The sequence below is a fragment of the Streptomyces sp. CA-111067 genome (genome assembly GCF_050956065.1).
Taxonomy (GTDB): domain Bacteria; phylum Actinomycetota; class Actinomycetes; order Streptomycetales; family Streptomycetaceae; genus Actinacidiphila.
In genome coordinates this window covers 5,008,425-5,034,496 of sequence record NZ_CP192103.1, presented here as the reverse complement: position 1 = coordinate 5,034,496, position 26,072 = coordinate 5,008,425, and the positions used below count along the sequence as shown (strand labels likewise).

24 protein-coding genes are annotated in these 26,072 nt (G+C 72.8%); 7 read left to right on the top strand and 17 right to left on the bottom strand.

The genetic code is table 11. The features are described from left to right. Nucleotides 1-9: 9 nt before the first annotated feature. The 6 genes from ACQPW6_RS22025 to ACQPW6_RS22000 all read left to right on the top strand — a co-directional run bounded on the left by ACQPW6_RS22025 (nucleotide 10) and on the right by ACQPW6_RS22000 (nucleotide 7,701). A complete protein-coding gene (locus ACQPW6_RS22025) occupies nucleotides 10-2,229 on the top strand; it encodes a bifunctional SulP family inorganic anion transporter/carbonic anhydrase (RefSeq protein WP_433891391.1) in 2,220 nt (739 codons plus the stop codon). Nucleotides 2,230-2,317: 88 nt separating this feature from the next. Further along, on the top strand, nucleotides 2,318-4,276 hold the full coding sequence (acs, locus tag ACQPW6_RS22020) for an acetate--CoA ligase (protein ID WP_433891390.1): 1,959 nt from the start codon (nucleotides 2,318-2,320) through the stop codon (nucleotides 4,274-4,276). Between the two features lie 209 nt (nucleotides 4,277-4,485). After that, nucleotides 4,486-5,790, top strand: coding sequence for a Na+/H+ antiporter NhaA (nhaA, locus tag ACQPW6_RS22015; protein WP_433891389.1), 1,305 nt, complete (start codon nucleotides 4,486-4,488; stop codon nucleotides 5,788-5,790). Between the two features lie 41 nt (nucleotides 5,791-5,831). Beyond that, nucleotides 5,832-6,395: a phage holin family protein gene (locus tag ACQPW6_RS22010; RefSeq protein WP_433891388.1), complete on the top strand. Its 564-nt coding sequence runs from the start codon at nucleotides 5,832-5,834 to the stop codon at nucleotides 6,393-6,395. Between the two features lie 13 nt (nucleotides 6,396-6,408). Continuing rightward, nucleotides 6,409-7,377 (top strand): alpha/beta fold hydrolase, encoded by a 969-nt coding sequence (locus tag ACQPW6_RS22005; protein ID WP_433891387.1) that lies wholly within the window; start codon nucleotides 6,409-6,411, stop codon nucleotides 7,375-7,377. Between the two features lie 144 nt (nucleotides 7,378-7,521). Beyond that, nucleotides 7,522-7,701 (top strand): hypothetical protein, encoded by a 180-nt coding sequence (locus tag ACQPW6_RS22000; RefSeq protein ID WP_433891386.1) that lies wholly within the window; start codon nucleotides 7,522-7,524, stop codon nucleotides 7,699-7,701. Between the two features lie 11 nt (nucleotides 7,702-7,712). Here the strand turns inward: ACQPW6_RS22000 and ACQPW6_RS21995 are convergent, their stop codons facing one another. From ACQPW6_RS21995 to nth, 3 genes are all read right to left on the bottom strand, one after another. Next, nucleotides 7,713-8,912 (bottom strand): MarP family serine protease, encoded by a 1,200-nt coding sequence (locus ACQPW6_RS21995; RefSeq protein ID WP_433894615.1) that lies wholly within the window; start codon nucleotides 8,910-8,912, stop codon nucleotides 7,713-7,715. A gap of 221 nt (nucleotides 8,913-9,133) precedes the next feature. After that, complete coding sequence (locus tag ACQPW6_RS21990; protein WP_433891385.1) at nucleotides 9,134-9,898, bottom strand: NUDIX hydrolase; 765 nt, start codon at nucleotides 9,896-9,898, stop codon at nucleotides 9,134-9,136. Then, nucleotides 9,895-10,692 carry an endonuclease III gene (nth, locus tag ACQPW6_RS21985; RefSeq protein ID WP_433894614.1) on the bottom strand — a complete coding sequence of 266 codons (798 nt, stop codon included), beginning with the start codon at nucleotides 10,690-10,692 and terminating at the stop codon, nucleotides 9,895-9,897. Before nth ends, ACQPW6_RS21990 begins: the two co-directional genes overlap by 4 nt. A 230-nt stretch (nucleotides 10,693-10,922) precedes the next feature. Here nth and ACQPW6_RS21980 point away from each other — a divergent pair, with 230 nt between their 5' ends. Then, the gene (locus tag ACQPW6_RS21980; protein WP_433891384.1) at nucleotides 10,923-11,597 is read left to right on the top strand and encodes a Crp/Fnr family transcriptional regulator; all 675 of its coding nucleotides are present in this window, start codon (nucleotides 10,923-10,925) and stop codon (nucleotides 11,595-11,597) included. A gap of 113 nt (nucleotides 11,598-11,710) precedes the next feature. Here ACQPW6_RS21980 and ACQPW6_RS21975 read toward each other — a convergent pair whose 3' ends face one another. The 14 genes from ACQPW6_RS21975 to pgsB form a co-directional block, all read right to left on the bottom strand. Then, entirely contained in the window at nucleotides 11,711-12,712 is a 1,002-nt protein-coding gene (locus ACQPW6_RS21975) for an alpha/beta hydrolase (RefSeq protein WP_433891383.1), read from the bottom strand. Nucleotides 12,713-12,715: 3 nt separating this feature from the next. Beyond that, the gene (gene kynU / locus ACQPW6_RS21970; protein WP_433891382.1) at nucleotides 12,716-14,002 is read right to left on the bottom strand and encodes a kynureninase; all 1,287 of its coding nucleotides are present in this window, start codon (nucleotides 14,000-14,002) and stop codon (nucleotides 12,716-12,718) included. Then, nucleotides 13,995-14,831: a tryptophan 2,3-dioxygenase family protein gene (locus tag ACQPW6_RS21965; RefSeq protein WP_433891381.1), complete on the bottom strand. Its 837-nt coding sequence runs from the start codon at nucleotides 14,829-14,831 to the stop codon at nucleotides 13,995-13,997. Before ACQPW6_RS21965 ends, kynU begins: the two co-directional genes overlap by 8 nt. A 113-nt stretch (nucleotides 14,832-14,944) precedes the next feature. Then, nucleotides 14,945-15,775 carry a DUF3152 domain-containing protein gene (locus ACQPW6_RS21960; protein WP_433891380.1) on the bottom strand — a complete coding sequence of 277 codons (831 nt, stop codon included), beginning with the start codon at nucleotides 15,773-15,775 and terminating at the stop codon, nucleotides 14,945-14,947. 240 nt (nucleotides 15,776-16,015) lie between these two features. Continuing rightward, the gene (locus tag ACQPW6_RS21955; RefSeq protein ID WP_433891379.1) at nucleotides 16,016-16,429 is read right to left on the bottom strand and encodes a DUF3151 domain-containing protein; all 414 of its coding nucleotides are present in this window, start codon (nucleotides 16,427-16,429) and stop codon (nucleotides 16,016-16,018) included. A gap of 280 nt (nucleotides 16,430-16,709) precedes the next feature. Beyond that, on the bottom strand, nucleotides 16,710-17,732 hold the full coding sequence (gene fbaA / locus ACQPW6_RS21950; RefSeq protein ID WP_433891378.1) for a class II fructose-bisphosphate aldolase: 1,023 nt from the start codon (nucleotides 17,730-17,732) through the stop codon (nucleotides 16,710-16,712). A 125-nt stretch (nucleotides 17,733-17,857) separates the two neighbouring features. Next, nucleotides 17,858-18,403 (bottom strand): orotate phosphoribosyltransferase, encoded by a 546-nt coding sequence (pyrE, locus tag ACQPW6_RS21945; RefSeq protein ID WP_433891377.1) that lies wholly within the window; start codon nucleotides 18,401-18,403, stop codon nucleotides 17,858-17,860. A 74-nt stretch (nucleotides 18,404-18,477) separates the two neighbouring features. Then, nucleotides 18,478-19,284 (bottom strand): aldose 1-epimerase, encoded by an 807-nt coding sequence (locus ACQPW6_RS21940; RefSeq protein ID WP_433891376.1) that lies wholly within the window; start codon nucleotides 19,282-19,284, stop codon nucleotides 18,478-18,480. Between the two features lie 43 nt (nucleotides 19,285-19,327). Beyond that, nucleotides 19,328-20,149, bottom strand: coding sequence for a carbon monoxide dehydrogenase subunit G (locus ACQPW6_RS21935; RefSeq protein WP_433891375.1), 822 nt, complete (start codon nucleotides 20,147-20,149; stop codon nucleotides 19,328-19,330). A gap of 312 nt (nucleotides 20,150-20,461) precedes the next feature. Beyond that, nucleotides 20,462-22,009: a polyamine aminopropyltransferase gene (locus ACQPW6_RS21930; protein ID WP_433891374.1), complete on the bottom strand. Its 1,548-nt coding sequence runs from the start codon at nucleotides 22,007-22,009 to the stop codon at nucleotides 20,462-20,464. Nucleotides 22,010-22,137: 128 nt separating this feature from the next. After that, entirely contained in the window at nucleotides 22,138-22,662 is a 525-nt protein-coding gene (locus tag ACQPW6_RS21925; RefSeq protein ID WP_433891373.1) for a DUF2617 family protein, read from the bottom strand. Nucleotides 22,663-22,945: 283 nt separating this feature from the next. Then, on the bottom strand, nucleotides 22,946-24,040 hold the full coding sequence (locus tag ACQPW6_RS21920; protein WP_433891372.1) for a C40 family peptidase: 1,095 nt from the start codon (nucleotides 24,038-24,040) through the stop codon (nucleotides 22,946-22,948). 67 nt (nucleotides 24,041-24,107) lie between these two features. Next, nucleotides 24,108-24,590 (bottom strand): poly-gamma-glutamate biosynthesis protein PgsC/CapC, encoded by a 483-nt coding sequence (locus ACQPW6_RS21915; protein WP_433891371.1) that lies wholly within the window; start codon nucleotides 24,588-24,590, stop codon nucleotides 24,108-24,110. Then, a complete protein-coding gene (gene pgsB / locus ACQPW6_RS21910; RefSeq protein WP_433891370.1) occupies nucleotides 24,587-26,071 on the bottom strand; it encodes a poly-gamma-glutamate synthase PgsB in 1,485 nt (494 codons plus the stop codon). Before pgsB ends, ACQPW6_RS21915 begins: the two co-directional genes overlap by 4 nt. Between the last annotated feature and the right edge of the window lies 1 nt (nucleotide 26,072).

Here is a 26,072-nt window from a genome sequence, read left to right as displayed (position 1 = left end):
ACGGGAAAAATGAGAGTTCACAGGTCCGATCTGTCCGCCTCGATCACGGTCTTCCTGATCGCCGTCCCGCTGTCGCTCGGCATCGCGCTGGCGACCGGCGCCCCGCTGCAGTCCGGGCTGGTCGCCGCCGCCGTCGGCGGCCTCGTCGCCGGGGCGCTCGGCGGCGCGCCGCTCCAGGTCAGCGGTGGCGCCACCAGCCTGGTCGTGGTCACCGCCGACCTCGTCCAGCACTACGGCTGGCGCGCCACCTGCGCCATCACCGTGCTCGCCGGGCTGGCCCAACTGCTGCTCGGGGTGCTGCGGGTGGCCAGAGCCGCGCTCGCGATCAGCCCTGCCATCGTGCACGGCATGCTGGCCGGCATCGGTACGGTCATCGCCGTCGGCCAGCTGCATGTGGTGCTCGGCGGCAGCCCGCAGAATTCCGCGCTCGCCAACGTCGCCGCGCTGCCCGGCCAGCTGATGGTCACCAACCCCACCACCCCGGCGATCGGCGCGATCACCGTCGCGGTGATCCTCGGCTGGCCGCGGCTGCGCGGCCGGGTGGGCAAGGCACTGCGCCAGGTGCCGGCGCCGCTGGCGGCCGTGGCGCTGGCCACCGCGGCGAGCGCCGGGCTCACCCTGCAACGAGTCGAGCTGCCCGCGTGGCAGGCCCCGGTGCTGCCGGAGATGCCGCAGGGGCCGTTCCTCGCGCTGGCCGCCGCCGTGCTGACCGTCACCCTGGTGGCCAGCATGGAGTCGCTGCTGTCGGCCGTCGCGGTGGACGCGTTGCAGGCCCAGCGGCCCGGCCCGCACGCGCCGGCGGCAAAGCTGGACCGCGAGCTGCTCGGCCAGGGCGCGTCCAATGTGGTCTCCGGGCTGCTCGGCGGCCTGCCGGTGGCGGGCGGCGCGATGCGCGGCGCGGCGAACGTGGCAGCCGGCGCGGTCACCCGGCGGTCCACCGTGCTGCACGGCGTGTGGGTGCTGCTGTGCGCCGGTCTTGCCGCCGGCGCGCTGGAGCTGATCCCGCTGGCCGCGCTCGCCGCACTGGTGATGCTGGTCGGGGTGCGGATGGTGAGCTTCGCGCACATCCGGCACATCCAGCGGCACCGCGAGTTCCCGGTCTACGCGGCCACGCTCGGCACGGTGGTGCTGTTCGGGGTGCTGCAAGGGGTGATCGCGGGCATCGTGGTGGCCGTGGCGCTGGCGATGCGCCGGCTGACGCACACCCGGGTCACCGTCGTGCAGGACGCCGGCGTCCACCGGGTGCGGGTGACCGGACAGCTGACGTTCCTGGCGGTGCCCCGGCTGACCCGGGCCTTCGCCCAGGTGCCGCAGGGGGCCGACGCGGTGGTGGAGCTCGACGGCTCGTTCATGGACCACGCGGCCTACGAGGCGCTGCGCGGCTGGACGGCGCGGCACCGCTCGCACGGTGGCCGGGCGGTGCTCGGCGACGGCGCCGGACGGACCGTCAGCGAACCGGTCAGCGCGCACGCCTGCCGGCCGTGGACCCCGTGGCGCAACCACCACTGCACCCGGTCCGGCACGGTGCCGGCCACCAGCGGCAGCCAACTGCTCGGCGGGGTGAGCGCGTTCCAGCGGAACACCGCGCCGCTGGTCCGCGAGGAGCTGGCCCGGCTGGCCAGGGAGGGTCAGCGGCCCGGCCAGCTGTTCCTGACCTGCGCCGACTCCCGGCTGGTCACCAGCATGATCACGTCGAGCGGCCCCGGCGACCTGTTCACCGTCCGCAACATCGGCAACATGATGCCGCCGCCCGGCTCCGACGCCTCCTGCGACTCGGTGGCCGCCGCCGTGGAGTACGCGGTGGAGGTGCTCCAGGTCTCCAGCATCACGGTCTGCGGGCACTCCGGGTGCGGCGCGATGCAGGCGCTGCTCGGCTCCGACCACGAGCCGGGCGCGCAGACCCCGCTGGCCAGATGGCTGCGGCACGGCAGGCCGAGCCTGGCCCGGCTGGCCGGGAACGGCCCGCCCGGATCGGGCGGGGTGGCGCTCGCCGACCGCCCGGTGGCCGACGAGCTGGAACGGCTCAGCCTGGTCAACGTGACACAGCAGTTGGACCACCTGATGGCGCACGCCTGCGTGGCCCGCCGGGTCGAGGAGGGCAGCCTGCAACTGCACGGGATGTACTTCCACGTCGCCGAGGCGCAGGCGTACATCCTGGATCCGGCGGCGGGGGTGTTCGCTGCGGTGCGCCCCGGCGCGGCCGTCCCCGATCTGACCACAAAGGTCTAAACCATTTTTGCGGCCAGCCCTTGTCAGCGTGACCCAGGACTGATGAGCTAGTGGCGGGACAGATGGGACACCCTGACAAGGAGCTGGCGTGAGCAGCAACGAGAGCCTGGCCAACCTGCTGAAGGAGGAGCGGCGGTTCGAGCCTCCGGCCGAGGTGGCCGCCGCCGCCAACGTCACGGCCGCCGCCTACGAGCAGGCCTCGGCCGACCGGCTGGGCTTCTGGGCCGAGCAGGCCCGCCGCCTGACCTGGACGACCGAACCCACCCAGACGCTGGACTGGTCGAACCCGCCGTTCGCCAAGTGGTTCGCCGACGGCGAGCTGAACGTCGCCTACAACTGCGTGGACCGCCATGTCGAGGCCGGCCACGGCGACCGGATCGCGCTGCACTTCGAGGGCGAGCCCGGCGACAGCCGGGCGATCAGCTACGCGGAACTGAAGGACGAGGTCTCCCGGGCCGCCAACGCGCTGCTCGAACTCGGCGTCCGCAAGGGCGACCGGGTCGCGGTCTACCTGCCGATGATCCCCGAGGCCGTCATCGCCATGCTGGCCTGCGCCCGGATCGGCGCACCGCACTCGGTGGTCTTCGGCGGCTTCTCCGCCGACGCCGTCGCCTCCCGGATCGACGACGCCGACGCCAAGATCGTCATCACCGCCGACGGCGGCTACCGGCGCGGCCAGCCGTCCGCGCTCAAGCCGGCCATCGACGACGCGGTGGCCCGCAGCCCGCAGGTCGAGCACGTGCTGGTGGTCCGCCGCACCGGCCAGGACGTCGCGTGGACCGAGGGCCGGGACGTGTGGTGGCACGAGATCACCGCCCGGCAGCCGGCCGAGCACACCCCCGAGCCGGTCGACGCCGAGCACCCGCTGTTCATCCTCTACACCTCCGGCACCACCGGACGGCCCAAGGGGATCCTGCACACCTCCGGCGGCTACCTCACCCAGACCAGCTACACCACGCACGCCGTCTTCGACCTCAAGCCGGAGACCGACGTCTACTGGTGCACCGCAGACATCGGCTGGGTCACCGGCCACTCCTACATCGTCTACGGTCCGCTCTCCAACGGCGCCACCCAGGTGATCTACGAGGGCACCCCCGACACCCCGCACCAGGGCCGGTTCTGGGAGATCGTCCAGAAGTACGGCGTCACGATCCTCTACACCGCGCCCACCGCGATCCGCACGTTCATGAAGTGGGGCGACGACATCCCCGCCAAGTTCGACCTGAGCAGCCTGCGGGTGCTGGGCAGCGTCGGCGAGCCGATCAACCCCGAGGCGTGGATCTGGTACCGGGAGCACATCGGCGCCGGCAAGACCCCGGTGGTGGACACCTGGTGGCAGACCGAGACCGGCGCGATGATGATCAGCCCGCTGCCCGGCGTCACCGCGACCAAGCCCGGCTCGGCGCAGACCCCGCTGCCCGGCATCGCCGCCACCGTGGTGGACGACGAGGCCAACGAGGTGCCCGACGGCTCCGGCGGCTACCTGGTGCTGACCGAGCCGTGGCCGTCGATGCTGCGCACCATCTGGGGCGACGACCAGCGCTACCTCGACACCTACTGGTCGCGCTTCCCGGGCCGCTACTTCGCCGGTGACGGCGCGAAGAAGGACGACGACGGCGACATCTGGCTGCTCGGCCGGGTGGACGACGTGATGCTGATCTCCGGCCACAACATCTCCACCACCGAGGTGGAGTCCGCGCTCGTCTCGCACCCGAAGGTCGCCGAGTCCGCGGTGGTCGGCGCGACCGACGCCACCACCGGGCAGGCCATCGTCGCGTTCGTCATCCTGCGCGGCACCGCGGAGGACAGCGCCGACCTGGTGGGCGCGCTGCGCGACCACGTCGGCAAGACGCTCGGCCCGATCGCCAAGCCCAAGCGGATCCTGGTGGTCTCCGAACTGCCCAAGACCCGTTCCGGCAAGATCATGCGGCGGCTGCTGCGCGACGTCGCGGAGAACCGGGAGCTGGGCGACGTCACCACGCTCACCGACTCCACCGTGATGGACCTCATCCAGAGCAAGCTGCCCTCGGCGGCCAGCGAGGACTGACGGCCCGTGAGGTGCGCCCGGCCGGCGCCAGAGCAAGAGCCCGGCCGGGGCACGCCCGAGGCCGGGACCGGGCGCACCTCACCCGTTCGGGTTAGGCTGGCGGGGCGTCGCGACAAGATCGCGACAGGATTCACAGGGCGCGCCGGGAAGTCTGGTCGGCACACAGCACAGCTGTGTCCGCCGCCGGCCGCACCGCCCTGGAGGTCCCCGTGCCCGAGCCCTCAGCACCCGAGACCTCGACGCCCCCGCCGCGGCGGGGCGCCGTACTGCTCGACCGCCTCCCGCTCCCCGAGCGCACCTTCGTCGCCGACGCGCTGCGCACCGAGACCGTCGGCGGCATCATCCTGCTCGCCGCGGCCGTCGCCTCGCTGATCTGGGCCAACACCCTGCACCACAGCTACCTGGCGGCCAGCGACTTCCACTTCGGCCCGAGCGCGCTCGGCCTGCACCTCTCCGTGGCGCACTGGGCGGCCGACGGCCTGCTCGCCGTCTTCTTCTTCGTGGCCGGCGTCGAGGTCAAGCGCGAACTGGTCGCGGGCGAGCTGCGCACCCCGGCCGCCGCCGCGCTGCCGGTGATCGCCGCCCTGTGCGGGATGGCGGTGCCCGCGATCCTGTACGCCGTGGTCAGCGGTGCCGAGGGCGGCTCGCTCAAGGGCTGGGCGGTGCCCACCGCCACCGACATCGCGTTCGCGCTGGCCGTACTCGCCGTCATCGGCACCGCGCTGCCCGCCGCCCTGCGCGCGTTCCTGCTCACCCTGGCCGTGGTGGACGACCTCTGCGCGATCCTGATCATCGCCGTCTTCTTCACCTCGGACATCAACCTGGCGGCGCTGGCCGGGGCGGCGGCGGGCCTGGTGCTCATGTGGTGGCTGCTGCGCGCGGAGGTACGCGGCTGGTACGTCTACCTGCCGCTGGCGCTGGCCATCTGGGGCCTGATGTACAACAGCGGCGTGCACGCCACGATCGCCGGCGTCGCGATGGGCCTGTTGCCGCGCTGCGCCACCCGCGAGGGTGAACGGCGCTCACCGGGCGAGCGCGTCGAGCACCTGGTGCGCCCGCTGTCGGCGGGGATCGCGGTGCCGCTGTTCGCGCTGTTCGCCGCCGGTGTGACGATCTCCGGCGGGGCGCTGGCCGATGTCTTCTCCGAGCCGGAGACCCTCGGTGTGGTGATCGGACTGGTGGCCGGCAAGACCATCGGGGTGTTCTGCGGCACCTGGCTCGCCGCCCGCTTCACCCGCGCGCAGCTCAACCCCGACCTCGGCTGGGCCGACGTGCTGGCGGTCGCCGCGCTGGCCGGCATCGGCTTCACCGTCTCGCTGCTGATCGGCGAACTCGCCTTCTCCGCCGACCCGCTGCTGGCCGACCGGGCCAAGGCCGCCGTCCTGGTCGGCTCGGTGATCGCCGCCGTCCTGGCCGGAATCCTGCTCAGGCTGCGCAACAACACCTACCGCCGCGCCGCCGGCCGGCCCGACTGGCGCGGAGAGACGGCGGACCCGGCGACATCTGAGGCATGATCGGGGGCAGATGACCCAGACCGAACCGAACGGAGGACCCGATGGACGCAGCCCACAGCGGTGACGGGCGCAGTATCGGGCAGTTGTTCGCCTCCGCCACGGCGGAGGTCTCCGCCCTGGTGCACGACGAGATCGCGCTGGCCAAGGCGGAGATCCGACAGGACGCCAAGCGGGCCATGTTCGGCACCGGGGCCTTCGTCGGCGCCCTCGCCGTGGCCTTCTTCTCGGTACCGATGCTCAGCATGGCCGCGGCCTACTGGATCCACTCCTCCGGGCTCGGCCTGGGCTGGTCGTTCCTGATCGTCGGCGGCGCGTTCGTGCTGGTCGCGCTGCTGCTGAGCCTGTTCGGCGTACTGAAGTTCAAGAAGGTGAAGAAGCCGGAGCGCTCCATCGCGTCGGCCAAGCAGACCGCCGCCGTGCTGGCCAAGGCCAAGCCGCACCCGCGCCCGCTGGACACCGACCCGACCCGCACCGGCGCGACCAGGGCGCTGGACTCCGGGCTGCCGGCGAACGCCGCGATCGGCACGGGGGCCACCTCAGGGACCACCGCGGCGGCCGGTTCCGGCACCCGTGGCCCGGACGGCCCAGCGGACGCCAAGATGTGACACGCTCTGCTCCATGAAGTTCGCCGGTGGATCGGAAAGCACGTCAGGTGCCTCGGGGGTGTCGGGCGGGTCCACCGCGTCGATCGTGCGGCCGGACGGCCCCTGGACCCACCGTGACATCGCGGCCAACGGCGCCCGCTTCCACATCGCGGAGGTCGGCGACGGGCCGCTGGTGCTGTTCCTGCACGGCTTCCCGCAGTTCTGGTGGACCTGGCGGCACCAGCTGACCGCGCTCGCCGACGCCGGGTTCCGCGCGGTGGCGATGGACCTGCGCGGCGTCGGCGGCAGCGACCGCACCCCGCGCGGCTACGACGCCGGCAACCTCGCACTCGACGTCACCGGGGTGATCCGCTCGCTCGGCGAGCCCGACGCCGCCCTGGTGGGCCACGACCTCGGCGGCTACCTGGCGTGGACGGCGGCGACGATGCGGCCCAAGCTGGTCCGCCGACTGGCCGTCAGCTCGATGCCGCACCCGCGCCGCTGGCGCACCGCGATGCTCACCGACCTGCGGCAGAGCAAGTCCGGCGGCTACATCTGGGGCTTCCAGCGGCCGTGGCTGGCGGAACGTCAGCTGGTCGCGGACGACGCCGCGCTGGTCGGCCGGCTGATCAACCAGTGGTCGGGGCCTTCGCTGCCCGACGAGGAGGCGATCGACCACTACCGGCGCGCCATGCAGATCCCCTCGACGGCGCACTGCGCGGTCGAGCCGTACCGCTGGATGGTGCGGTCGATGGCCAGGCCCGACGGGATCCAGTTCAACCGCCGGATGAAGCGGCCGGTACGGGTGCCCACACTGCATCTGCACGGGTCGCTTGACCCGGCGATCCGGCCGCGCAGCGCGGCGGGCAGCGGGGAGTACGTGGAGGCGCCGTACCGCTGGCGGCTCTTCGACGGTCTCGGGCACTTCCCGCACGAGGAGGACCCGGCGGCTTTCTCGTCCGAGCTGATCAACTGGCTGAAGGACCCGGAACCGGACCGCTGAGCGCCGACGGCTGACCGCCGGCCGCCGGGCCTGACGTCGACTCCCGGTATGACTGTCGTATCGTCAGCAAAATGCCGGACGCATAAGCCAATCGGGCGACCGATCGGCGATTACCGACCCTGGGGCGCGGGCACGTAGCTCGGTATGGGTTGGACGCACGACTACCGTGATGTGTCACGAAATCGCCGCAGCACCTCCACCGCCGCTAGCCGCGCGGTGCCCATGGCGCTACTCCCCGCCGGAGACCGCCGACTCGGAATCCCCCGGATACTGCGCCGCCGCGCGCGCTGGGTCGGCGCCCGGCTGCGCCATCCGCGCGACTGACCCGGCCGTCCTCACAGCGCGCAGCCCTGGCTGTCCACCTGCCGGTCCGCGGCGCGCCCGGCGCTCGCGTCCGCCGCGACCTCGGCCGCGGTGAGCGCGTAACCGGTGTTGTCGTCGTCCAGCGACTTGGCGAAGACCACACCGGCCACATGCCCGTCGGGCGTCAGCAGCGGGCCGCCGGAGTTGCCCTGCCGGACCGTCGCGTACAGCGAGTACACGTCACGCTTCACGGTGCCGCGGTGGTAGATGTCCGGGCCCTTGGCCTCGATGCGGTCCCTGACCCGGGCCGCGCGCACGTCGAAGCCGCCGTTCTCCGGGAAGCCGGCCACGATGGCGTCGTCCTTGGTGTGCTCGTCGGTGGTGGCGAAAGGCAGCGTGGGGGCGTCCAGGCCCGGTACGTCGAGCACCGCGATGTCGCGCTGCCAGTCGTAGAGCACCACCCGCGCGTCGTGCAGCCTGCCCTTGCCGCCGACCTGCACGGTGGGCTCCGACACGCCGCCGACGACGTGCGCGTTGGTCATCACCCGGTCCTTGGCGAAGACGAAGCCCGAGCCCTCGATGACCTTGCCGCAGCCGGACGCGGTGCCGACCACCTTCACGATGCTGCGGCGGGCGTCGGTCACCACCGCGCTGTGCGCGAGCGCCGGGTCCGGCGGCGGCACGGAGGTGATCGGCTCGGAGCCGAAGGTGCCGAAGACCTGCGGCAGGCCGTTCTGCGCGAGCGTGGTGCTGAAGTTGTTGAACCAGGTGTCGGCCTGCTCCGGCACCACCCTCGACACCCCGAGCAGCACCTTGGACGAGCGCACCTCACGCCCTATGGTCGGCAGCGCCGTGGTGGCCAGCGCGCTGCCGATCAGCCACGCCACCACCAGCATCGCCAGGACGTTGACCAGCGCGCCGCCGCCCGCGTCCACCGCCCGCGCGGGCTCCCAGGTGATCCGGGTGCGGACCCGGTTGCCCAGATACGTGGTGCATGCCTGCCCGACCGAGGCGCAGACGATGACGATCGCCACCGCCGACATCGCCGCCACCGAGCCGGGGGTGGCGTGGTCGGTCGCGTTGTCCCAGATGAGCGGGAGCAGGTAGACCGCGGCGAGGCCGCCGCCGAGGAAGCCGGTCACCGACATGATGCCGACGACGAAGCCCTGGCGGTAGCCGATCACGGCGAACCAGAGGGCGGCGAGGATGAGCAGGAAGTCCAGCACGTTCACAAGGGACACGGTCTCACGCGGGTCTGTCCGCGCGGGGCGGTAGCCCCAATAGCCCAACGGCTCGGACGCTTCCGGCCCGGCTCGGAAACGGTCGGGGACGGTCTCCGGGCGGTCTTCGGACCCCTCTCCGGACGGCCCGAGCCAACCCCCGGGCGGTCTCCCGGCCGCCCGGTACGCCCCCCGCGCGCTCCGGTACGGCCCCGGGCGGCCACGGCGGCGGCTCAGCCGAGCGGTACCAGACGCTCCTGGTCCCAGGGCCGCTCCCAGCCCGCGAACTGCACGACCTTGTCGATGAGGCCCGCGGTGAAGCCCCACACCAGGGCGCCGCCGACCAGGAACGCCGGGCCGCGGAAGCCGCTGGGGTGCACGAGGGTGGCCCGGTTGGCCGGATCGGTCAGCTCCGCGAGCGGCACCCGGAAGACCCGGGCGGTCTCGGCCGGATCGACCACGCCGACCGGGCTAGGGTCGCGCCACCAGCCGAGCACCGGAGTGACCACGAAGCCGCTGACCGGGATGTAGAGCCGGGGCAGCACCCCGAAGACCTGGACGCCCGCCGGGTCGAGCCCGGTCTCCTCCTCGGCCTCGCGCAGCGCCGCCCGCAGCGGGCCCTCGCCCTCCGGGTCGCCGTCCACCGGATCGAGGGCGCCCCCGGGGAACGACGGCTGGCCGGCGTGCGAGCGCAGCGCCGCGGACCGCTCGATGAGCAGCAGGTCCGGCCCGGGACCGTAGGCGGCAGAGCTACCGGAGCCGGCGGAAGGATCTTCCGTTCCCTCGCCCTCGCCGAACAGGATCAGGACGGCCGACTGGCGACCGCCCGCCGCCGGCGGCAGGAAGCGGCTGAGCTCCTCGGGCAGCACCTGCTCCGCCACGGCCGCGACCGGGGCCAGCCACTGCGGCAGCCCGGCCGCGCTGATCTCTGTGCGCGCGCCCGTCCCCACGCCCGGACCGGCATCCGCCCCGGCGCCCGGCCCCCGAGCCTGGGTCATGAGCCGGCCAGCGGGGGCGCGGGCTGCCCCGGGTAGTCGGCCGGGGGCTTCAGCCGCTGGCCGGGGAAGCCGCCCTTCTCGTACTTGAGCAGCTTCTTCGCCTTCTCCGGGTCCATCTCGCCCTCGCCGTAGGACGGGCACAGGTTGGCGATCGGGCAGGCGCCGCAGGCGGGCTTGCGGGAGTGGCAGATCCGGCGGCCGTGGAAGATGACGCGGTGCGAGAGCATCGTCCACTCGGACTTCGGGAAGAGCGCGGCGACGTCCTTCTCGACCGTCTCCGGGTCTTCCGACGTGGTCCAGCCGAAGCGCCGGGAAAGCCGTCCGAAGTGGGTGTCCACGGTCAGGCCGGGCACTCCGAACGCGTTGCCGAGGACCACATTGGCGGTCTTGCGGCCCACTCCGCGCAGCTTGACCAGGTCGTCGAGCCGGCCCGGCACCTCGCCGCCGAACGTGTCCCGCAGGTCGGTGGAGAGCGCGAGCACCGACCTGGCCTTGGCGCGGAAGAAGCCGGTCGGCCGCAGCAGCGTCTCCAGGTCCTCCGGGTCGGCCGCGGCCATGTCCTCAGGCGTCGGGTACTTCGCGAACAGCGCGGGTGTCGTCTGGTTCACCCGCAGGTCGGTGGTCTGCGCGGAGAGCACCGTGGCGACCAGCAACTGGAAGGGGTTCTCGAAATCCAGCTCCGGGTGGGCGTACGGATAGACCTCCGCGAGCTCCCGGTTGATCTTGCGGGCGCGCCGGACCAGCGCCGCTCGCGAGGGTTGTTCGCTCACAGCGGAACTCGGCTTCGCCGCCACCCGTTCGGCCGTCTTGGCCGCCCGTTTCTTCTGCACGCTCGGTGTTTCAGACACCCGGCCAGCCTAAGCCTCGGCACCGACAACCGCCCTCGGGCACGAAGATCGGACCCCCAATCGGACCCCCGGAGCACGACTGCGGCCAGACATAAGACATCCTTGTGATTGATCGCACTGTTTGAGATGGCATGCATCATGGGGATGACCCGGCGATGTCAGCAAGGAGAGAGCTCGTGGACGACGTTCTGCGCCGTGCCCCGCTTTTCGCGGCGCTCGACGACGAGCAGGCCGCTGAACTGCGCGCCTCCATGACCGAGGTCACGCTCGCGCGTGGCGACTCGCTGTTCCACGAGGGCGACCCCGGTGACCGGCTGTATGTCGTCACCGAGGGCAAGGTGAAGCTGCACCGCACCTCACCGGACGGCCGGGAGAACATGCTGGCCGTGGTCGGCCCCGGCGAGCTGATCGGTGAGCTGTCGCTCTTCGACCCCGGCCCGCGGACGGCGACGGCCACCGCACTGACCGAACTGAAGATGCTGGGGCTCGGCCACGGCGACCTCCAGCCGTGGCTGAACGTACGGCCCGAGGTCTCCACCGCGCTGCTGCGGGCCGTCGCGCGCCGGCTGCGCAGGACCAACGACGTGATGTCCGACCTGGTGTTCTCCGACGTGCCCGGCCGGGTCGCGAAGGCGCTGCTCGACCTCTCCCGGCGCTTCGGCGTCCAGTCGGAGGAGGGCATCCACGTGGTGCACGACCTCACGCAGGAGGAGCTGGCCCAGCTGGTCGGCGCGTCCCGCGAGACGGTCAACAAGGCGCTCGCCGACTTCGCCGGCCGCGGCTGGCTGCGGCTGGAGGCCCGTGCGGTGATCCTGCTCGACGTGGAGCGGCTGGCCAAGCGGTCGCGCTGACCCGTCACCGGACCCGTTTTTCGGACCACTTCCGGACACTGAGCAACCACTGAGGCCCCCGCCCTTCCCGGGCGGGGGCCTCTTCGCGCGACGGGACCCGCTGGGCCCGCTCCTCACCAGGCGAGCTGGGCGATCTCGTCGGCCACCGCGGCGCAGGCGGGGCTCGACGGGTCGATCAGCGGGAAGTGGCCGGTCGCGGGCAGCCACGCGGTGACGATCTCCTCCCCCGCGGCTGCCGCGGCACGCGCGAAAGCGGCGCTGACCTGCGGCGGAACCGTATTGTCAGTGGTGCCGTGCACGATGGTTGTGGCGATACCGGTAGGCAGCAGCGAGGCCGGGTCGGCGTGGGGAAGTCGGTCGGTGAGGTGGTCGGGGCCGCCGAGCAGGCCGATCACCGCGTCGGAGCAGACCCGCAGCCGGATCGCCGAGGTGAAGTCGGCGATCGGGGCGAGGGCCACGACACCGCGCAACGGGGGAGGTGAGGGGCGGTGCCAGGGGGAATCAGCAGGAAGCGCGTTACGGGCGGCTGCCCACAGGGCGAGGTGACCGCCCGCGCTGTGGCCGCTCAGTACGATCCGCCGCGGATCGACGGCCGCGGCGCCGAGCGCGGCCACGGCCAGCTCGGGCAGCGCGTCCACGACGGCCGCCACGTCGTGGAAGGTGCCGGGCCACCAGCCGGCGGGCGGCAGCGCCGGCTCGGGGCCGTCGGGCGCCTGTTCGGCCGGTGCTGGGGCCGGTACGGGGGCCGGGCCGTCCTCCGCCGGGCGCGGCCGGGCCGGTGCGGCGCCGCGGCGGTACTCGATCGAGGCCACCGCGTAGCCGTGGCCGGCCAGGTGGGCCGCGAGCGGCGAGAGGTGGGCCCGGTCGTGGGCTGCCCGCCAGGCGCCGCCGTGCAGCAGGGCCACCAGCGGCGCGGGGCCGGCCCCCGGTCTGCGCGGGCGGTAGAAGTCCACCACCTGGTCAGGGTGGTCGCCGTAGGCCGCGGTGGCGTCCGGCGGCACCGGTGCGTGCGCGAAGGCCGAGGACTCCTCGGCCGCGTCCTCGGCGGCCTCGGCGGCTTCGGCTGCCTCGGCCTGCGGCACCGGTGGGAAGGTGGCGGGGTCAGCGGCGGACATCGTTCAGGCGGTCCCTTCGATGACGTCGGCCAGCACGCGGGCGGCACGCAGCGCGTCGGCGTAGCGGGTGTAGAGCGGGGTGAAGCCGAAGCGCAGCAGGTCGGGCCTGCGGTAGTCGCCCACCACACCGCGCGCGGTCAGCTCGCCCATCACCTTGCCCGCGTCCGCGCAGCGCAGCGACACCTGGCTGCCGCGCTCGGCGTGCGCCTGCGGGGTCACGGAGGCCACCCGGCCGGCCGGCACGAGCGCGGCCACACACTCCAGGAAGAAGTCGGTCAGCGCGAGGCTCTTGGCCCGCACTTCGGCCAGGTCCACCCCGTCCCAGACGTCGAGAGCGGCGTCCAGGGCGAGCAGGGACAGGATCTCCGGGGTGCCGACCCGGCCGCGCGGCGCGCCCTGCGCGGGCTGGAAGTCGCCGGCCATGCCGAACGGGTCGGCGTGCGAGTTCCAGCCGGGCAGCGGCGAGTCGAAGCGCGGCTGGAGGTCGCGCCTGACGTAGAGGTACGCGGGGGCGCCCGGGCCGCCGTTGAGGTACTTGTACGTACAGCCCACCGCGAGGTCCGCCCCGGCCGCGTCCAGTGCGACCGGCAGCGCGCCCGCGCTGTGGCACAGGTCCCAGACGGCGAGCGCGCCGGCCGCGTGCAGGGCGGCGGTCACGGCGGCCAGGTCGTGCAGCCGGCCGGTGCGGTAGTCCACGTGGTTGACCAGGGCGGCGGCGGTCTGCGGGCCGGCCGCGGCGGCGATCCCGGCGGCCGGCACCGGCCGCAGGGTGTGCCCGGTCAGCCGGGCCGCGGAGGCGGCGATGTAGCCGTCGGTGGGGAAGGTGTCGGCGTCCACCAGGATCTCGGTGCGCTCAGCCGGCGCCATCCGCACGGCGGCGACCAACGCCTTGAAGACGTTCACGCTGGTGGAGTCGCCGACCACCAGCTGTCCCGGAGCCGCGCCCACCAGTGGCGCGATCCGGTCGCCGATCCGCTCGGGGGCGGTCCACCAGCCGCTCTCCTCCCAGGAGCGGATCCGCAGCTCGCCCCACTCCCGGTTCACCACGTCGGTCAGCCGGGGCAGCACGCCGGTGCTCAGGGCGCCGAGCGAGTTGCCGTCGAGATAGACCGTGCCGTTGCCGTCTTGTGCGGGATCGGCGGGGCCGGCCGGGACGGCCGGACCGGCGGGGTCGAGCATGAAGCGGTCCCGGAGCGGGGCCAGCGGGTCGCCGGTGTCGAGCGCGGAGGCGCGCGCGACGAGCCCGTCGTAGGGAGAGAGGCCGGCCGGGCGGCCGTGCGGCTCAGACATGGCTGCGGGCCGTCCACAGCTCGGGGAAGACGTTCTTGGCCGCGCGCTTCTCCAGCCAGGCCACCCCCGCGGAGCCGCCGGTGCCCGCCTTCGCGCCCATCGCGCGCCGGGTCGCCACCAGGTGGTCGTTGCGCCAGCGCCAGACGAGTTCGGCGACGTCGGTCAGCGCCTCGCCGAGCCGGATGAGCTCGGAGTCCTGGTCGTCGTCGGCGTAGACGGCCTGCCAGACGGCCTCGACCTCCGGGTCGGGATCGTGCCGCAGCGCCGGGTCGCGGTCGATGACGGCGGCCGGCACCGCGTAGCCGCGCCGCTTGAGCAGCCGCAGCACCTCGTCGTACAGGCTCGGCTCGGTGAGCGCCTTCTCCAGCTCGGCGTGCGCGGCGGGCGTGCCGCGGTGCGGTACGAGCATGGAGGCGGACTTGTCGCCGAGCAGGAACTCCAGCCGGCGATACATCGCCGACTGGAAGCCGGAGCCGTCGCCGAGGGCGGACCGGTACGCGTTGAACTGGGCGGGGGTGAGGTGCGCGATCGGCTTCCAGGAGGCGTTCAGCGACTCCAGCGTCGGCAGGCTGCGGCGCAGCGCGGTCATCGCCGTCGGCAGGTCGTCCCGGCGCAGCGCCGAGGCGGCGGTGGTCCACTCGTGGACCAGCAGGGTGAACCACAGCTCCATGACCTGGGTGGTGACCAGGAACGCCATCTCGCCGGGCTCGTCGGACAGCGGGTGCTGCAAGTGGGTGAGGACGGACGCCTGGACGTAGTCCTCGTAGGGGGTCGCGCCCTCGAACGAGAGATTCGGGGTCGCCGCCTCGTCGGTCGGTTGCTCGGACATGGGATACCTCCGGATACGTTCCCAGGATCGCTGGGCTACGCCGAGATCATCTGTGGTGCGGACCGATCCGGCAAGGCCGGAGCGGCCGACGGCCCCCGCGGTGAGGGGCGGGGCTACTGGGCGGGCGGGCCGCTGAGGTAGTGGCCCTGGGCGTCGTACGGCCACTCGTTGGCCTTGCAGCCGTCCAGGCCCTTGATCTGCTGCATCATCACCGGCGCCGGCTTGCCGGGACCGGGGCAGCCCTCGTGGCCGTGGCCGATGCGGTGGCCGACCTCGTGGTTGATGATCAGCGCCCGGTACTCCGAGATCGGGCCGTTGAACTCGGGCGAGCCCAGCATCCAGCGCTTGAGGTTGACCACGACGGTGGAGCCGACGTCGCAGTTGACCTCGCCGCCGGTGTCCAGGCCCGCCGCGCCGCAGATGTCGTCCACCGTGTCCGGGGTCGCGATCTTGACCACGAAGTCGGAGTGGCCGGAGGAGACCAGCTGGAAGGCGTCGTGGCCGTCGGCGGTCCAGCCGCGCGGGTTGGCGAGGATCGCCTCGATCTCGTGCGCCGCCGCACTGGGCGACAGGCTGATCCCGCCCTCGACCTGGACCTTGTAGCGGCGGACCGTGCCGTGCCCGGAGGCGCGGCCCGAGGCGTGCGCGGTGGCGAACTTGCTGGTGCCCGACTTCGGGACGCCGTCCGTCCGCGCGCCGTCGGCGGACGAGCCGCCGGAGGAGGAGCCGGACGAGGAACCGTCCGCCGGCGAACCGCCCTTGGAGTCGTCCGACCCCCCGGAGATCGCCGCCGACGCGTCGCCACCGTGCCCGGAACGATGCCAGGCGCCGTAACCGGCCCCGACGACGAGCAGCAGCACGACGGCGATCAGCAGCGGCCCGATCGCGATCCGCCCCCCGTCCGTGCGGTGATGAAGCGGACTGCGGCGGCGCGGTGCGGCCAAAACTCCCCCAGTGCTGGCACGGCGGGAGCCGGGCCCGGCCGCTGGTGCCCGGCCCCTGGTGGCGCTCCCCGCCGCGGGTGCGGACGTCGGAGTGACAACGATCGCATGAGCCCGCACACGAGAACGAAGGCGCCTGCCGCCTGTGCCACGACTGTGCCAGGACTGCGACATCGGGCCAGGTCGCGGGCGGCACGGGGCCGGGCCCGCCGGAGGTCAGCTCAGCGTGTCCCCCGCCGGAGGTCAGCTCAGCGTGTCCGCGGCGGTCGGCGAGCTGTCCCGCAGAAACGTGGTGCAGCGCTCGTACTCCTCGTTCTCGCCGATCGCCTGCGCGGCGCGGGCGAGGCCGTGCAGGGCGCGCAGGAAGCCGCGGTTGGGCTCGTGCTCGAACGGCACCGGCCCGTGCCCCTTCCAGCCGGCCCTGCGCAGCGCGTCCAGGCCGCGGTGGTAGCCGGTACGGGCGTAGGCGTAGGACTCCACGACCCGCCCGTCCTCGAACGCGTCGTCGGACAGCCGCGCCCAGACCAGCGAGGACGCCGGGTACTTGGCAGCGACCTCGGCGGGCGCCGCCCCGGAGGCGAGCAGCTCGCGCGGCTCCGGGTCGTCGGGCAGATGGGTCGGGGCAGGACCCCCGAGCAGATTCTCGTGATTGGCCATGCCCCCAGTCTGCCCGAGAGCGATGGCCGCGGGCCCCGCGAGCCCCCACGAAAACGCGCCCCGGAGGGGCGCGGGCCCGCATCTGTTGCGCAGCGGCGGAAAAGCCGGGATGAGCCGGGGCCGCACGGCCGGACCCCGTCCGCGGCCCGGTGGGGGCTGAGCGCGCAGTTCCCCGCGCCCCTTGGGGCTCGCGCCCCACAAGGCCACGGCGCGGCAGCCGCCCCGCCCCCCTGCAAGGGGCAGACGGCGCCGCGCCGTGGTGCGAAACCTGAGGCGAGCGCTACTTGCGGCGGTTGCCCGCCGAGCGGAGGTTCTGCGTCGCGACGACGACGCGCGCCGCCATGCCCGCCTCCGCGGCCTTGCCCCACACACGGGGGTCGTACGCCTTCTTGTTGCCGACCTCGCCGTCGACCTTCAGCACACCGTCGTAGTTGCTGAACATGTGGCCGGCCACCGGCCGGGTGAACGCGTACTGGAGGTCGGTGTCGATGTTCATCTTGACCACGCCGTTCTCCAGCGCCTCGTCGATCTCCTCGACCGTCGAGCCGGAGCCGCCGTGGAAGACGAAGTCGAACGGGTTGGCCTTGCCGTACTTCTGCGCGACCGCTTCCTGGAGCTCCTTGAGGATGCCCGGCCGCAGCACGACGTTGCCCGGCTTGTAGACGCCGTGCACGTTGCCGAACGAGGCGGCCAGCAGGTAGCGGCCGTGCTCGCCGAGGCCGACCGCCTCGACCGTGCGGAAGGCGTCGTCCACCGTGGTGTAGAGGTTGTCGTTGATCTCGTGCGAGACGCCGTCCTCCTCACCACCGGTCGGGGTGATCTCCATCTCCAGGATGATCCTGGCCTTCGCGGCCTCGGCCAGCAGCTCCTTGGCGATGGCGAGGTTGTCGTCCAGGTTCTCCGCGGAGCCGTCCCACATGTGCGACTGGAACAGCGGGTCGCGGCCGGCGCTGACCCGCTCCTGCGAGATCTTGAGCAGCGGGCGCACGTACGCGTCCAGCTTGTCCTTGGCGCAGTGGTCGGTGTGCAGCGCGACCGTCACCGGGTACTTCTCGGCGACGATGTGCGCGAACTCGGCCAGCGCGACCGCGCCGGTGACCATGTCCTTGCTGTACTGGCCGCCCAGGAACTCCGCGCCGCCCGTGGAGATCTGGATGATCCCGTCGCTCTCCGCCTCGGCGAGGCCGCGCAGCGCGGCGTGCAGCGTCTGCGACGAGGTGACATTGATGGCCGGGTAGGCGAACTTGCCTGCCTTCGCCCGGTCGAGCATGTCGCTGTAGACCTCGGGGGTTGCGATGGGCATCGTGTCCGCTCCTCATGATCTGCGGGTGGTCCTGCTGCTGAGCGACGTCGTTGTCGTTTTCGTCGCCCTCATCTTCCCAGACGCGCGCCGATACACCACCTCCGCGTGGAGGTGGTGTAGGCGGGCTACGCGTCGAGGCCGAGATCGGCCAGCGAGTACGCGGCGAGATACGGCAGCCCGGCCTCCGCGATCCTGGCCGCCGCCCCGCGGTCGACGATCACCGCGACGGCGACCACCTCGCCGCCCGCCTCCCGGACGGCCTCCACGGCGGTCAGCGGCGAGCCGCCGGTGGTCGAGGTGTCCTCCACGACCAGCACCCGGCGGCCCTTGACCTCGGTGCCCTCGATCCGGCGCTGCAGGCCGTGCGCCTTGTTGGCCTTGCGGACGACGAAGGCGTCGAGCCGCTGCCCGCGGGCCGCGGCGGCGTGCAGCATCGAGCCGGCCACCGGGTCGGCGCCCAGGGTGAGGCCGCCGACCGCGTCGAAGTCGAGGTCGGCGGTGAGGTCGAGCATCACCTGTCCGGCCAGCGGGGCGGCCTCGCCGTCCAGGGTGATCCGGCGCAGGTCGACGTAGAAGTCGGCCTCGAGACCCGAGGAGAGGGTCACCTTGCCGTGCACTACGGCCTTGTCCTTGATCTGCCGCAGCAGGGCGTCACGTGTCTGGTCACTCATGCGACCAGTATCTCCGGGACGGCGGCGGGCCAGGTGACGGCCCCGGTGCGGCTCAGCGGCCGCCGCTCAGCGGCTCAGCCGAAGCGGTGCCAGGACCAGGTCGTGCTGACCTCCAGCGGGTCGATCATCGTGACGAGGCGCGGCAGCGTGTTCAGGCCGTTGGGCGGCCCGGACTGCGGCTCCACGCAGACGGCCTCCGGCTGCTCGTCGTAGATCACGGCCCACTGCTCCGGGCTCTCCACCCGGACCCGCAGCTCGGTCGGCCAGGTCAGCGAGACGTCGACGCCGTCGGGCATGCCGAAGCAGTCGTCCCACGGCCCCGGCTTGGGGTCGATGCGGTTGCCGTTGGGCAGGTGGTTGTCGCCGCGCTCCTCCTGCCAGGCCGCGGTGAAGGCCAGCTCGACGTCCTGGCCGCCCTGGCCGAGGTTGCGCAGCCACCACGGGTGCCAGCCGGCCTGCGCGGGGAACGAGTCGCCGGCCGCCTCCACGCTCAGCGTCAGCTTCACCGAGTGCGGGGACAGCTCCACCGTGTGGGTGACCCGGCCCGGGTACGGCCAGGGGTCGGCGAGGTCGAAGTAGTACGCGGCCGTGGTGTCGGTGCCGGGCGCCGCCTCGTGCCAGGCGGTGTGCCGGCCGGTGCCGTGGATGGCGTGCGGCGGGTCGTCCACCGGGAGGTGGTGGGTGACGGGTCCGTTGCGGAAGGTGGCGTTCTCCGTACGGCCGCACCACGGCACCATCACGAAGGCGCCGAAGTGGTCCCCCTGGCGCAGGAGCTCGGTCCCGCCGATCTTCAGTGAGGCGATCCGGCAGCCCTGGTCGGGGCGCAGCGTCAGTTCGGCGTCGCCCGCCGTCAGCTTCTTCTCGGTCTTCTCAGTCTCCACGGCGTGAGCCTAGCGGGACGGTGCCGGGCAGGTGGGAACGGCTCTACCGGCGGCGGCGCAGCACGCGTCCGACGACCACGGCGGACGCGACCAGGGCGGCGGCCGCGGGGGCCGCCCAGCGCAGGGTGGCGGCGGCGGAGCCGCTCTCCGGGGCGGGGACGGGGGCGTACCGGCCACGCGGCGGGGCGTGGTCGACCTCCTCCGCGCTGCGGCCGATCATCGTGCGGCGGGCGTGCGCGGCTTCGGCGGCCGGGACGAGGTCGTCCAGGGCGGCGGCGCTCTCCGGGACCTCCACCTCGACCTCGACGAGCTCGAAGTCGTCCAGGTCGGCGGGCGGGGCGGGCTCGCCCAGGTCGTCCACGACGTCGTTCTCGGGCTCCGGTTCCCGCGCGGTCTCCGCGGCCGGGACGTCCCCGGCGTTCGCGGCCAGCTCGGCGGCGAAACGGTCCAGCAGGCGGTGGACGGCGGACTCCACGACGGCGGCGTCGTAGCCGGCCAGCCGGCCGTCGGCCTGGGCGGTGCCGCGGAACGTCAGCAGGGTGCCCGGTTCCGGGTGGGTGGCCTCGGCGAGGGTGATCTCCAGGGTGGCGGTCACCTTGCCCGTGCCGCGGACCTCCGTGCCGGTGGCCTCGACGGTGAAGCGGCCGGCGTCCCCGCTTTTGTCGCTGACGCGGTAGGAGCCCCGGTAGGTGATGGTGGATCCGCCGATCCGCAGCCGCAGGCGCCCCTCCGGGGCAGGGGTGTCCGGAGCGTCCGGGGCGTCGGGCTGCCAGCCCGGGAGGCTCGCCGCGACCACGGCGGGGTGCGCGAGGGCGCGGCTGAGGTGGGCGGGGCTGGTGGCCGGGACGAATGAGTCGTGCTCCATGCGGCGGAGCCTACCCACGATGCCCCTTTTCGCCCACCCACCCGCCCGCCAGTCCTCAATCGCCGGACAGGCTGAACGGGTGCACCGGGGCCGTCCTCAATCGCCGGACGGGCTGGGGGGACGCGCCCCGACAGGGGCGCGGGGCTGTATCTGATCTGCGGCTGCCGCCGCGTGGGCGCGACCAGCCACGACGGCGCCGCAGACGAAAACCGGACCGCAACCCAAGAAGGGGCGCGGGGCTGTATCTGATCTGCGGCTGCCGTCGCGTGGGCGCGACCAGCCACGACGGCGCCGCAGCCGACGAACCGCCCCTCACATCGCCACCCGCGGATGCAGCAGCGTCGAAGGCGGCAGCGCGTGCAGCGGTCTCGGCAGCAGCCGGAGGGGCGGCGCGGGCGGGAGAGGGGGCTGGCGTGCTGCAAGCAGGAACGCTGCGTTTGGGGTTTCTCGGGACGGCCCCCCGCCAGGGGCGTCGCACCCCCGGCCCGGGGTCCAGTACGGGGTGGTCTGGAGGCCCACGGCCTGGAGGGTCGCGTCGATCGTCCAGAACGGGTGGGCCGAGCCGTCGGGCGTTCCCGCGTGCACGGCCAGCCGGCCGTCCGGCGCGAGCACCCGCGACGCCAACCCGTAGAACTCCTCCGAGTAGAGCTTCGTGCTGCGCGAGATCCCCGGGTCGGGCAGATCCGCGACGATCACGTCGTACGGCGGCCCGTCCCGCGCCGCGGAACCCCGCAGCCAGTCGAACGGGTCGTCGGTGACCGTCCGCACCCGGGGGTCGTCGTAGGCGTGGCCGTTGAGCGCGGCGAGGCCGGGGTCGGTGCGGGCCAGCCGCAGCAGCTCGCCGTCGTCCTCGACGACGGTCGCCGACCGCACGCCGGAGTCGAGGAGCACCTGGTGCAGCGCGAGTCCGTCGCCGCCGCCGAGGATAAGCACCCGGTCGTGCGGACCCATCAGCGCGGGGCGCACGAGCGCCTGGGCGTATCCGGCCGAGCCGGGGCCGCAGACCCGCAGCCGGCCGTCGAGGAAGAGTTCGACGGGGGCGTGCGTCCGGCCGCCGCCGGTCACCACGATCTCCTGCACGGCGGTGTGCTCCGCGACCCGCACCTGCCCGCCGTAGACGGCGTTGCGCGCCGCCCGCTCGAACGGTCCCGCCGCCGCGGCGGCGGCGCCGAGCACGGCGAGCACGGTGACGTTCGCGATCAGCAGCCACCGCCGGGTGCGCCCGCTGAGGTCGCCGCGGAACAGCCACAGCACGGTGGCCCCGCCGGCCAGCGCGTTGACCACGCCGGTGGCGAGCGCCCCGGTGAGCTGGCCGAACCTCGGCAGCAGCAGGAACGGGAAGGCGAGCCCGCCGACCAGCGCGCCCACGTAGTCGGCGGCGAACAGGTCGGCGACGGCGCCGCCCGCGTCCTGCCGCCTGATCCGCTGCACGAGCGTCATCAGCAGCGGCACCTCCGCGCCGATCAGCACCCCGATGGCGAACGCGCAGCCCACCATGGCGGGTTCGGCCTGCCCGAACCACGCGAAGCAGGCGTAGAGCGCCATCACCGACAGGCCGCCGACCAGGGCGAGCGCCGTCTCGACGGCGGCGAAGCCGGCGGCGGCCATGCAGCGCAGCCGCTTGGCGAGCAGCGAGCCGCAGCCCATCGCGAAGACCATCACGGACAGGATCACCGACGCCTGGGTGACCGAGTCGCCGACCAGGTAGGAGGCCAGGGCGACGAGTTCGAGTTCGTAGACCAGGCCGCAGGCGGCGCAGACGAACACGGCGGCGAGGACCAGCGCGCGAGCCGCGCCCGCGGGCACGGGGAGCGTTAAGGCTGCGAGTCGGGGTGCCTGGCGGCCGCGCTGGTCGATCATGAGTGCACGCTATGTCAGTGCCGCGTCGCCACAAGTCACCCACAGGGGTGTAATCAACGGCAGTTGAGGGCGCCTTCGGGAACGCGGCGGCGCACCCGCCCCGGGGGCGCGTTCCCTCCCGCCGGCCCTCACGCCGCCGCCACGCTCACCCGCGTTCTGGTCGTCACCAGCCGCCCCTCCTGCGGGTACGCGTGCCAGGTGCGCCAGCGCACGCTGCCCTCGGTGCACTGCACGAGCATCGCGGTGAAGGCGTGCGGGTCGCCGGGGAAGGTGCCGGCCAGGCCGTGCGGGTGGTCGGCCACCAGCGCGAGCAACTCCTGTGCGCGGCCGGCGAACGAGCCCTGTGACAGCGTCTCGATCCGGGCCGCGAACTCGTAGTCCCAGCTGCCGACCCGGCGGGCGACGCCGAACGGCAGCGGCGCCTGGCTGCCGGGCATGCAGGCGACGGTCTCCGAGCAGCCGCCGTTGCCGGCGTCGACGAGCACCTGGTGGGAGGCGCCGAGCAGGCGTAATTCCACCTTGGCCCGCAGCCCGGGCGCCTCACCGACCTCGACGCCGAGCTCGGCGAGCGCGGGCAGCGGGTCTTTGCCGAGGCACCAGGCGAGGTCTCCCGCGCGGGTGTCGGTATACGAGGTCTGAAGGGTGGTGAGCATGGGTCGGCTCCGCAAGCACGCAGTGGATCAGACACGCAGTCGGGGTGTGGGGCCGATCCGCGCTGACGGCCAGCGGCAGCCAGGCGCGACGGCTCGTGCCCACGTGGGCGTGGGGTCCGTGGATCGAGTGGATCCGACAGCTACGGAATCATGAAACTCATGCCGCCCTCAGCCTTTTTACCCATCTGTGCGGACTTTCCATCCCTTGGAGCGCTTACGAGTTCAGATGTTCAGTTGTTGTCCGGTTGCGGCGGGCCGCCCGCAGAGCCGCGGCGGCCCGCTCTCAGAGCCGCCGCGCCGTGCGGAAGTACGTCGCGTAGTAGCCGTTGCCGTCGAGCCGCGAGGTGCCGCCCTTGTCGCCGATGGTCGGGCCGTTGACCTCCTCCCGGCTGGAGATGAAGATCTTGTGCCCGTCGGTGTCGTTGCCGAGGTAGATCCCGATGTGGTCGAGCCGGTTCTTGGTCCGCCCGTCCAGCTTGAAGATCACCAGGTCCCCGGGTTGCAGCAGGTCGATCGACGTCGGCCGGGTGTACCAGGGGCCGTTGCCGGCCAGCGGGATGACGGTGATGCCCTCGTGCGAGCGCGCGATGCCGTTGGCGGTGCGCGGCAGCCCGTCGCCCTGGTCGTCGGTGGGCGCCAGCGGGTAGCGGCCGCGGAAGCCGAACACCGTTCGGACGAAGCCGGAGCAGTCGATGTCCCGGTAGCGGCCGCTCTGCGGCTTCATCGTGCTGCCGTCCCTGAAGGTGTACGGGATGCCGAGGTAGTCGTAGAAGTCGGACTGCTCGTCCCGCAGGTCGTTGCCCTCGCTGCCGTTGGGGTTGATCGGGCCGAAGTTGGCGTCACCCGCGTAGGGGATGCCCTGCGCGTCCTTCTTCACCGGTGCGCCCTGGACGTACTGGAAGGCGTACGCGAACAGGTCGTCCTCCTCGCTGCCCGCGTACTTCTTGTACCAGTCCTTGAACCACTGGGCCTGTTGTGCGCCCGCCGACCACTTCTGCGGCAGCAGCCGCACCCAGTTCTCGGTCACCACCCGGGACTTGGTGTTGGCCGGCTCGGCGAAGGTGCGGCTCGGGCCGGTGAGGGTGGCGGTGCGGGCGCCGTCGGTGAAGGTGGCGAGCACCGCGCCGTTCGAGCCGCGCAGCACCGAACGCGCCGGGCCGGTCAGCCGCTCCCAGGTCTGCGCCTTGACCTGGGTGCCGGCGTTGGACGAGCTGAGCGCCGGCTTGTCGGTGACGGCCTGCACGGCGGGCGCCTTGGCCTGCTCGTCCTTGCGCAGCGCGACGGTGAAGTAGCCGCTGGCGGCGAGCAGCGCGGTGATCGCGGCGACGTTGACGGCCTTGCGGGTCCGGCTCTGGCCGGCCGTCCTGGTGGCGGGCATGCGAACAGCTCCGTTCTTCGGTGACTTCGGCTCTTCGGTGACTTCGGTGACTTCGGTGACTTCGGCTTCAGGCGGACGGCATGACGCCGAGCAGGATTCCGGCGGTGAGCACGACGTACGTGGTGAGCGTGGCGCCGCTGGTGGCCAGCAGCGTCGGCCCCTTGGGCTGCCTGACCAGCTGGTACGCGATCAGCCCGGGGACGACGAAGCCCAGCGTCTCGTTGGTGTACATCAGCGGGTACTCGTGCTGGAGCCCGATGATCAGCGTCCCCTGGAGCACCACGCCGATCAGCACCACGGCCGCGAACAGCCGCTTGCCGTAGAGGATCACGTACCGCTGGGTCAGCACGGTCAGCAGATACGTCAGCACGGTGACGCCGACCACCATCGAGGCCCGCTGCAGGTCCTCCACCAGGGTCAGCGCGAGCCAGCCGGGCGTGATCATGCCGCCCGGCGACAGGTTGGTGGTCAGGTAGCAGACCAGCGAGGCGAGCAGGCCGAGGGCGATGCCGATGGCGGCGATCTCGGGAGTGAGGGCGTCGGGGATCATCGGTGCTCTCCTGGGTTCTGCCATGACGTGGGCTGGGCCGGATACGGTGCCGGCGGGTCCGTCGGGGCGGGCTGCGCCCAGCTGGGGGCGGCCCGCTGGTACGAGCCCGGTTCGGGGTAGTAGTTCGGGTCCGCGTACAGCTCGGGGTAGGACGCGTCGCCGTACGGGCTGCCGTACGGGTCGGCGTAGACATCGGAGAAGGTGTCCGCCGCCAGGTCCCCCTGCTCGTCGTCGGCCGGCAGCTCCGCGAGCCGTTCGAGCAGCAGCTCGCCCTGGCCGTGGATGTTGCCGACGGCGACCAGCGAGGAGTCGGGGCCGAGCCGCCGCAGGATCTCGGCCAGCAGGCCGTCGGGGTCGCGCCGGTCGCCGCCGAGGTCGACGGCCCGCGACCGCCACTCCCCCGGGATCGCGTCGATCGCGCTCTTGGCCGGGTGGCCGATCACGAACACCTGGTCGGGGGCGAGTTGCGGGACGATCTCGCCCATCTGGCCGTTGCGCTCCACCCGGTCGGGACGGCAGTTGATGAGGACGTTCAACGGGCGGCTGATCGCCCCGAGGTCGAGCAGCTGGTTGACGTTCATCAGCGTGGACTCGGGGTCGTTGGCGGCGAAGACGTTCGCGAACCGGAGCCGCTTGCCGCCGGCCGGGAACCCGCCGGCCGCTGACGGGTCGTACGAGGTCTGCTCGTCAGGGATGAACGAGCTCTGCTCGTCCGGGATCCGGTAGCGCTGCACGGACAGCACACCTGGATCCGGCGGGGCCTCGTACATCCCGCGCAGCGCCGTCTGCCGCTCCACGCCGAGGAGTTCGGCGACCTTCAGCGCGATGGCCACGTTCTCCTTGAACGTGAACCAGCTGAATCCGCGCAGCTCCTCGTCGGTGACGGTGTCCGGGTCGGCGTAGACCAGCTCGCAGTCCCGGGCGTCGGCCTCCTCCTTGAGGATGTCGAACCGGTCCCGTTCGGCCGTCACGCACACCCCGCCGACCGGCATCGACCGGGACAGCGAGCGCGCCACGTCGTCCAGCGTCGGGCCCATCTCGGCGAGGTGGTCCTCGCGGACGTTGCAGAGCACGCCGATGGTGGACTGGATCAGCTTGGTCTGGTTGATCTCCTGGAGCGGCGGCATCACCGCCATGCACTCGATGACCAGCGCGTCGGGCCGGTAGGCGGCGGCCCGCCTGACGATGCCGATCTGCTCGACGATGTTGGCGATGCCGAACTTGCGGTAGACCGGCTCCTCGGTGGCGTCGGGGTGGATGAAGCGGGCCGCGGTGCCGGTGGTCTTGGCGACCGTCAGCAGCCCGCCGCCGCGCAGCGCACCCGCGCACAGCCGGGTGATCGAGGACTTGCCGCGGATGCCGTTGACCAGCACCCGTACCGGTATCTGGGTCAGGTTGGTGAAGTGCCGCCGCTGTTCGACGATGCCCGCGACCAGCAGCACCGCGCAGCTCACCACGAGGACGGAGAAGAGGAAGAGCACG

Bases quoted from the DNA above. Each gene is read 5' to 3' on its own strand.
- ACQPW6_RS21990 (WP_433891385.1), bottom strand. From the start codon at position 9,898: ATGACCCAGGCTCGGGGGCCGGGCGCCGGGGCGGATGCCGGTCCGGGC.
- ACQPW6_RS21925 (WP_433891373.1), bottom strand. From the start codon at position 22,662: ATGCTCACCACCCTTCAGACCTCGTATACCGACACCCGCGCGGGAGAC.
- ACQPW6_RS22000 (WP_433891386.1), top strand. From the start codon at position 7,522: ATGGGTTGGACGCACGACTACCGTGATGTGTCACGAAATCGCCGCAGC.
- ACQPW6_RS21920 (WP_433891372.1), bottom strand. From the start codon at position 24,040: ATGCCCGCCACCAGGACGGCCGGCCAGAGCCGGACCCGCAAGGCCGTC.
- ACQPW6_RS22010 (WP_433891388.1), top strand. From the start codon at position 5,832: ATGGACGCAGCCCACAGCGGTGACGGGCGCAGTATCGGGCAGTTGTTC.
- kynU (WP_433891382.1), bottom strand. From the start codon at position 14,002: ATGTCTGAGCCGCACGGCCGCCCGGCCGGCCTCTCTCCCTACGACGGG.
- ACQPW6_RS22005 (WP_433891387.1), top strand. From the start codon at position 6,409: ATGAAGTTCGCCGGTGGATCGGAAAGCACGTCAGGTGCCTCGGGGGTG.
- ACQPW6_RS21935 (WP_433891375.1), bottom strand. From the start codon at position 20,149: ATGGAGCACGACTCATTCGTCCCGGCCACCAGCCCCGCCCACCTCAGC.
- ACQPW6_RS21975 (WP_433891383.1), bottom strand. From the start codon at position 12,712: ATGTCCGCCGCTGACCCCGCCACCTTCCCACCGGTGCCGCAGGCCGAG.
- ACQPW6_RS22025 (WP_433891391.1), top strand. From the start codon at position 10: ATGAGAGTTCACAGGTCCGATCTGTCCGCCTCGATCACGGTCTTCCTG.
- pyrE (WP_433891377.1), bottom strand. From the start codon at position 18,403: ATGAGTGACCAGACACGTGACGCCCTGCTGCGGCAGATCAAGGACAAG.
- ACQPW6_RS21965 (WP_433891381.1), bottom strand. From the start codon at position 14,831: ATGTCCGAGCAACCGACCGACGAGGCGGCGACCCCGAATCTCTCGTTC.
- fbaA (WP_433891378.1), bottom strand. From the start codon at position 17,732: ATGCCCATCGCAACCCCCGAGGTCTACAGCGACATGCTCGACCGGGCG.
- ACQPW6_RS21930 (WP_433891374.1), bottom strand. From the start codon at position 22,009: ATGATCGACCAGCGCGGCCGCCAGGCACCCCGACTCGCAGCCTTAACG.
- ACQPW6_RS21915 (WP_433891371.1), bottom strand. From the start codon at position 24,590: ATGATCCCCGACGCCCTCACTCCCGAGATCGCCGCCATCGGCATCGCC.
- ACQPW6_RS21955 (WP_433891379.1), bottom strand. From the start codon at position 16,429: ATGGCCAATCACGAGAATCTGCTCGGGGGTCCTGCCCCGACCCATCTG.